The sequence below is a fragment of the Streptomyces globisporus genome, from assembly GCF_003501885.1.
GTDB classification, from domain to species: domain Bacteria; phylum Actinomycetota; class Actinomycetes; order Streptomycetales; family Streptomycetaceae; genus Streptomyces; species Streptomyces globisporus_D.
The window spans coordinates 1-1,689 of the sequence record NZ_QWFA01000374.1 but is presented as its reverse complement, the minus strand read 5'-3'; the positions used below and the strand labels follow the sequence as shown (position 1 = coordinate 1,689).

General features: G+C 76.2%; 2 protein-coding genes. Both read right to left on the bottom strand.

Translation table 11 applies throughout. The features are described from left to right. Positions 1-120 precede the first annotated feature (120 nt). Positions 121-1,257: an SIS domain-containing protein gene (locus D3105_RS33650; RefSeq protein ID WP_118906578.1), complete on the bottom strand. Its 1,137-nt coding sequence runs from the start codon at positions 1,255-1,257 to the stop codon at positions 121-123. A 146-nt stretch (positions 1,258-1,403) separates the two neighbouring features. Then, on the bottom strand, positions 1,404-1,586 hold the full coding sequence (locus D3105_RS33645; RefSeq protein WP_030589348.1) for a Trm112 family protein: 183 nt from the start codon (positions 1,584-1,586) through the stop codon (positions 1,404-1,406). Between the last annotated feature and the right edge of the window lie 103 nt (positions 1,587-1,689).

Here is a 1,689-nt window from a genome sequence, read left to right as displayed (position 1 = left end):
GGCTTGGGGGCCTGGGGGTACGTCGGAGGGGCTCGGACCCCTGGGGCTTGAGGGCCTGGGGCTCGCCTTGTCAGGTGTAGCTTGTCTCGTCCCGTGTGGCTTGGCCCTCCTGGGTCCGTGTCAGGGCTGGGGCGCCGACGCCAGCGAGAGGTAGACCGCCGCGAAGTCGGTGATCGCGAGCAGTTCGGCGACTGCTTCCAGTTCGTCGCCCGCCTCCGGCTCCAGCTCGCTGACGGGTGTGTCGTGGCCGAGCGCCAGTTCCCGGGCCGCCGCGTAGGCGCTGAGGCCTCCCGTCGGGCGGCCCCGGAGCAGGACGACCCGGGCGCGCAGCGTCTCGCCCTCCTCGACCCGGTCGCGGAAGAAGTCGTCGGGGTCCGCGCCGGCCGCGAAGTCCCCGGCCAGAAGCGTGCCGTGCGAGGGCAGCGCCTCGGGGAGCTGTGCGGTGAGAGCGGGGCGGCCCGCCAGTTCGGACAGTACGGCGGCGAAGCGGCGGCCGACCGGGCCCGCGGCTTCGCCCTCCGTCCACAGCAGCGGCAGGCTGTCGGCGAGTTCGGCGGCGAGCGTCTTGGCCGGGTTGCTGTACGTGGCGATGGCCGGGCCGCAGCGTTCCGCGGTGCGGTCCAGGCGGTCCGCCACCTTCTGCAGGTCCTCGGGGGTCGCGGTCACCAGGCCGACCCGGTCCAGGAGTGCCAGCAGGGGTGTGAGCAGCGCCCACAGCGTGCCGGGGCCGGCGGCCGAGGTCTCCGCGTCGTACTCGCCGTGCGGGGCGGCCGCCATCGGGACCACCAGGCCGTGCACCCCGTCGACCGCCTCGCGCAGCGGTGAGCGGGTGGGGGCGACGGCCACGACGGTGCAGCCGCGGCGGTAAGCCTGCTCGGCGAGCAGGGCGAGGCCCGGTTCGGAGCCGTCGGCGGTCGCGATGAGGAGCAGGTCCACGGATCCGGCCCAGCCGGGCAGGGCCCAGCGCAGGGCACCGGGGGCGGGGGCGACCCCCGTGGGGTGGATGCGGGTGACGGGGGCTGCCGCGCCCGCCAGTGCGCCGATCAGGTCGGCGACCCCGGAGGCGGCGGTGCCGGGGCCCGCGACGAGGACGGCCCGCGGACGGCCCTCGGGGGTCAGGCCGTCGATGCCCGCCTCGGCTGCGTGCCGGGCGGCGGTACGGACCCGCGCGCCGGCCTCGGCCGCGCCGCGCAGCAGATCGCGGCGGTCGGCTCGGGCCAGGGCTTCCGGGGCGTCGAGCAAGGACTCGTCGAGCATGGCGGTGGGCCTCCGATCACCGGGGGGTGCGGGCTGCGGGTACGGGGACGGGGCGCCCTCGCCTGGCTTGGCCTGGCTCGGAGCCGAGGCGATTCGCCTCGCCCGCGGACTGCTGCCGTCCTGTCCCGTACGGGTGTCGCTCGCGGTCAGGCGGGGCGGCGGGCCTCGTCGACGAGAAGGACCGGGATGCCGTCCCGGACCGGGTAGGCCAGGCCGCAGTCGTCGCCCGTGCAGACCAGTTCGGGGGTGTCGGCCGCCGAACGGTCGTCGAGCGGGGAGTGGCAGGCCGGGCAGGCCAGGATCTCCAGGAGGCCGGCTTCGAGCGCCATGGGGTGAGTCCCTTCGAGCATGCGAGTTCCGATCCGCGTGGATCAGGCGTCGTCAGCCTACCGCTGGGGTGGAGGGGGCGCGGCCTGGCCCGGGGGTGGAAAC

Bases quoted from the DNA above. Each gene is read 5' to 3' on its own strand.
- D3105_RS33650 (WP_118906578.1), bottom strand. From the start codon at position 1,257: ATGCTCGACGAGTCCTTGCTCGACGCCCCGGAAGCCCTGGCCCGAGCC.
- D3105_RS33645 (WP_030589348.1), bottom strand. From the start codon at position 1,586: ATGGCGCTCGAAGCCGGCCTCCTGGAGATCCTGGCCTGCCCGGCCTGC.